3 protein-coding genes and 1 pseudogene are annotated in these 4,368 nt (G+C 50.8%); all 4 read right to left on the bottom strand.

Translation table 11 applies throughout. From position 1 onward, the window contains the following. Positions 1–290: pseudogene (locus BN93_RS04405) on the bottom strand (cytochrome C assembly protein); the annotation flags it as partial. After that, positions 287–1,519: a cytochrome c biogenesis protein ResB gene (locus tag BN93_RS04400; RefSeq protein ID WP_044259853.1), complete on the bottom strand. Its 1,233-nt coding sequence runs from the start codon at positions 1,517–1,519 to the stop codon at positions 287–289. The gene BN93_RS04400 and the pseudogene BN93_RS04405, both read right to left, overlap by 4 nt. A 366-nt stretch (positions 1,520–1,885) precedes the next feature. Then, positions 1,886–3,370, bottom strand: a complete 1,485-nt coding sequence (nrfA, locus tag BN93_RS04395; protein ID WP_019187135.1) for an ammonia-forming cytochrome c nitrite reductase — start codon at positions 3,368–3,370, stop codon at positions 1,886–1,888. 83 nt (positions 3,371–3,453) lie between these two features. Beyond that, positions 3,454–4,056 carry a cytochrome c nitrite reductase small subunit gene (gene nrfH / locus BN93_RS04390; protein WP_019187134.1) on the bottom strand — a complete coding sequence of 201 codons (603 nt, stop codon included), beginning with the start codon at positions 4,054–4,056 and terminating at the stop codon, positions 3,454–3,456. Positions 4,057–4,368 lie beyond the last annotated feature (312 nt).

The raw sequence follows: 4,368 nt of genomic DNA, 5'->3' as shown, positions 1-4,368 counted from the left end.
GCCAAGATGGTACTGAAAGAGAGTATCCACTTGTAACGCCAACGCAGGTAGACAACCATTCCGGCGAAGGGAAGGAAGAACGAATACCACAGGCGTGTTTCGCCCATCGTGCGCAGGGGCGGGCGTTCGAGCGACACCCACATGGCTACGATGTAGCCGAAAAACACCAACAGGCCCGCAATGGTGGCGCCGAGGGTGAGTGTTTTCTTATCTTTCCAGGCGGCGTATGCGCCAACAGCCCACAGCAAAACGGCTACAAGGGCGAAATAAGGGAAGTTATTCCAGGTCATTCTTTGGTCTCCTTTCTGCGTTGCAACGACAAAAACATAAACACGGCACCGAGCATCATCATGCCCAAACCTACGTACACGAAGGGTAGCCAGGGGTCCCTAACCAGTTCTAACACGCTGGTTTCGCTCCATCTGCCCATCGAGGTGTCGTAAGATAGCTGATAGATTTTCCATCCTTCCACGCTTAACGGACGGTTTACTTCGATGTCTGCGAATGCGTGCAGTCCTGCTTGGGTCATCAGTTCTACGCTCGAGAGGTAGCGTTGCGGCTCTCGTTCGGGCATGGCGATGGATATTTTGCCGTCTAAGCTAAGCACTTGGTAGGGAAAATGGTAGCTTCCGCAGGTTACCCAGCCCGTTCTCTTCACCTTTCCGTCGGGCGAAGTGGCGGTTATGTTTATCGCGGTCATCGCTCCCGACGAGTACCAGGGCAGGTAATTGGTGGTGTCTCGGGTCATCAAAGGGGCAGCCTCGTCGAGGTATTTGTTTAGTTTGATGGTCCAACCTTGTAGGTCTGCCGTTTTAAAGGTGCTGTCTACAATAAGTGTAGTGGGGTTTTCCTTGGGTATGGGGTCGCCCGTTTTTCCGTTTACAAGCATCAGCTTGGGGGGGTACTCGTAGATTTTGAATGCTTTAAGCTGTATGGCGAGAGGCAATTCTACGATTTTTCCTTGGTCGTTGGTGGCTCGCCACTCAGGAGACGACTTGTGTATGGTCATCTTGAGGCGTTGCATGTCGGCGTTGCCCAGTGTTGCGCAAAGCATAACGATGAGTAAGCCTGCGTGGTTGAGCATGAAAGGCACGTCGCGCCACTTGAAATGTAAGGCCTTTTTGATGGTGGCTTGCGCCACAATGGCCGAGACCCAGATGTAGATGAGTACGAAGGGCCAGAACGAAAGCATGCGAGAAAGCCCCAGCGGGTCGGATGCCGGGCGTCCGTCGGGCACCTGTTTGGTAAGTCCCATGATGGCCGTAAGAGCCACGGCGTAGGCTAGGGCAGGGATGGCCGAGGCATACGAGGAGAGGAACTTGAAGGAATACACCTTGTTGCGGAAAGCATATACAAGGCTCATGGCGAGGATATAGCCTGCCAGGATGATGAAGTTGACGGGAAATGAAAGGTTGTTCCAGGCTATCGGCCCTGTGCTGAACTGCAACAGTAGGCCAACTAGCACAAGTCCGGCTCCAACTGCGAAGCCTTCAACCATCTTCCATGGTCGTGTCCACATAATTGTTTGTTGTTTTGTTTGTTTGTTATCGTTTTATCAATCGTTACGAATGGGCGTGTAGGCAGGTGCTTGCTGCCGCTGGTGTATGCGCGAATTGTGGGGTGTTGGAAAGAGCGGGATTGCCACTGGCTTTTTAGGATGCGCTTTGGGGGAGCCTACTCACGCGCGCGTACCTATTTATATATAGGAGCGGCGGGAACTGAAAGCCCCTCTGGTTGCCTGTTGTCCACAAAAGGATTTGACGTAAGCGGCGATGCCTTGTTATAGACACCATAAAGGAGTTGAGGCCTTGTTATGGGCCTTAACCCCTTTATGATGGATGCTATAACATGTTTGTTGTTTGCAAATCCTTAGTTGGCAGTGCTGTTACAAGTCGATTGCACGGCCCGCAGCCTTGGCTTTCTTTATCCATTGTGGCACAATGGTGTTCAAGAATTTCTCCTTGTCGGCCTCTTTCTGCTTCATGTCCAGTCCGATGTAAGCTTGTGCCTTAGCCTTTGTTGAGATGTCGGGCATGGGAACATCGGCGGTAAATCCATGACGGGCAAGTACCTTTGCCACTTTCAGGCGTGCCTGGCTGGCGAAGTCGAGACTGTGCGACAGGATGCGTGTGATTTCTTGTGGAGCGTGGAAAGCGGCTCCGTGCGAGGCAACAGCAAAGTCCCAACGCCATTGGCTCTTGCGCAGGAGGTCGAGAACGGGTTTCATTTCGGCCTCGGTTGCACCCTTGTCCCATGCGAACTTGGCTTCTATGTGTGCTGTGGCCAATTCGTTTTCTACGCGGTTACGTATTTCGTTGCACTTGCGTTGGCGTTCGTACACGTTCTGCCTAAGCGTTTCTGCACTCTGGCGGTGACAGGTTTGGCATGTGCGTTCGATGTTGGCCAGGGGGCTCATGATGTGGTGGTCGGTGTATTTCACGCCGCCTTTGCTCATGTATGGCATGTGGCAATCTGCACACGAAACGCCGCGTTGTCCATGAATACCCATCTGGTGAATTTCGTATCCAGGGTGCTGCGCTTTGAGGATGGGTGCACGGCTTAGTGCGTGCGTGTAGTCCTTATAGTTCATAGCATCGTAATACTTCTCCATAGCCTCAACTGTTATACCACTATCCTGTGGGAAAGTAAGGTATTGTCCGTCGCCCTTGAAATAGTATTCTGTGTGACATTGTGCGCAAACCAGCGAGCGCATTTCTTGATGGGTGGCCTTGTTAACGTCTTTGCCAACGCGTTGCCAGGCCTCGTACAGTGCAGGCCGTGCGGGTTTGAGGTCCATCGTTTTGGAGTCGTGGCAATCAGAACAGCCCACGCTGTTCATTATCTGATCTCCCCACTTCGACCACGGAGCCTTGTAAAAATTGGCCAAGCCTTGCTCTTTCATCACGCGTGGCACATCAGGACCTTTACAAGTCCAGCATGTTCCTGGTTGTGGCTGTTTGCCTTCGGTTACTCCAGGGGCACCTGTACGTAGTGTTCTGCGCACATCTTCAACAGCATGTTGGTGTCCACGGGGTGTGGCGTAGTCCCACGAGAAAGAATAACCAGCCCAAAGTATCACCATGTTGGGACGTTGGGCAAGCACGTCTACGGCTTGTGAACTGTTAAATTCGCTTTTGAAAGTTGTGTCGGCCGTTTGTTTCCACGTTTCGTATTCGCGTGGGAAGTCGCTTGCGAACTTCGAGTTTTCAGATACGATACCCTCCATTGGGGTTTTTCTGTTGTTGAAGATGCTAACCACTTCGGCCCTGCGCTCTAAGAGCGACGATACGAGAAGGCCTAGGATGAAAACGACAACCATTGAACCTCCGAACAACAGCCATCCTTGCCAACGTTTTAATTGCTTTGCCATATCTATATCTTATTTGTTTTTAGTTTCGGTTTTCATAATGTTTTTGCTCACGCGTTTAGGCGTGGTGCATGAATGTGTTTGGGTTACTTGCCTTTCTTTCCGAGCATGCCTTGCAGCCAATCTGGCACAGGCGACTTGGGTAATGGCACTTCTGCATTGGGCGTAGAGGATAGGGAGTTCATTCCGCCGTGTGGTACGTCGCGGTGACAATCCCAACAAGCCATGCCTTCTCCGCGCTTGGCCATCATGTAATTGATGCGCCCCGTGCGCACGAACTCTTGGTTGAGCTGTGTGTGGCAGCGTATACAGTTGTCCATAATCACCCCTGCGCTGGCATCTTCGGCTGTTATTGCCTGCCGCTCGTTGAAGGTAACGAACTTGCGAACATGGTTCATACCGTCTTTCGCCTTGAAGTAATACTTGGCGAAGACGTTGTTGTGAGGCACGTGGCAGTCGTTGCATGTGGCGTCGCGACCATGCGAGGAGTGCATCCATGTGGCGTAATAGGGTGTCATGATATGACAGTTTACGCATGCCGAAGGGTCGTCAGTGAGGTATGTGTGCATTCTAAGGAGGTACATGAAAAGCCCTCCTAGACCTACAATCAATCCTCCCGTCACCAAAAGGAATATCTTTTGGCGGTAGCTGAATGCCGATAAGATAGATTTTAGCTTGTCTTTTATCATGTTCGCTATATTTTCTTTGTGCAAATATAGAAAATAAAGCGCAATACGGCTTGTGCAAGCGGCATGATTTTTGGGATGGAACGCTAACTTTAACAGGTGTTAAGAACGTTGATTTAAACGTATTTTAACGCGCAAATCCTTATTAATAAGGACGTTTAAAAGATGTGTCCGCGCACAATGAAAAGGCTCTCTTTTACATATTTACGCCAGTTCGGGATAAGGATTTGCTTAGAATAGCTCCAATTGCCTACTCTTTTCAATACGCACAGGCAGTGCCTCGGGCTTATTCTCGAAGAAACAGTATGCTGCCAG

Origin of the sequence: Prevotella conceptionensis 9403948 (assembly GCF_000312305.1) — a bacterium.
Lineage (GTDB): Bacteria > Bacteroidota > Bacteroidia > Bacteroidales > Bacteroidaceae > Prevotella > Prevotella conceptionensis.
Note: the sequence above shows the minus strand (reverse complement) of the source record. Positions and strands in the feature narration are given on the sequence as shown.

Bases quoted from the DNA above. Each gene is read 5' to 3' on its own strand.
- BN93_RS04400 (WP_044259853.1), bottom strand. From the start codon at position 1,519: ATGTGGACACGACCATGGAAGATGGTTGAAGGCTTCGCAGTTGGAGCC.
- nrfA (WP_019187135.1), bottom strand. From the start codon at position 3,370: ATGGCAAAGCAATTAAAACGTTGGCAAGGATGGCTGTTGTTCGGAGGT.
- nrfH (WP_019187134.1), bottom strand. From the start codon at position 4,056: ATGATAAAAGACAAGCTAAAATCTATCTTATCGGCATTCAGCTACCGC.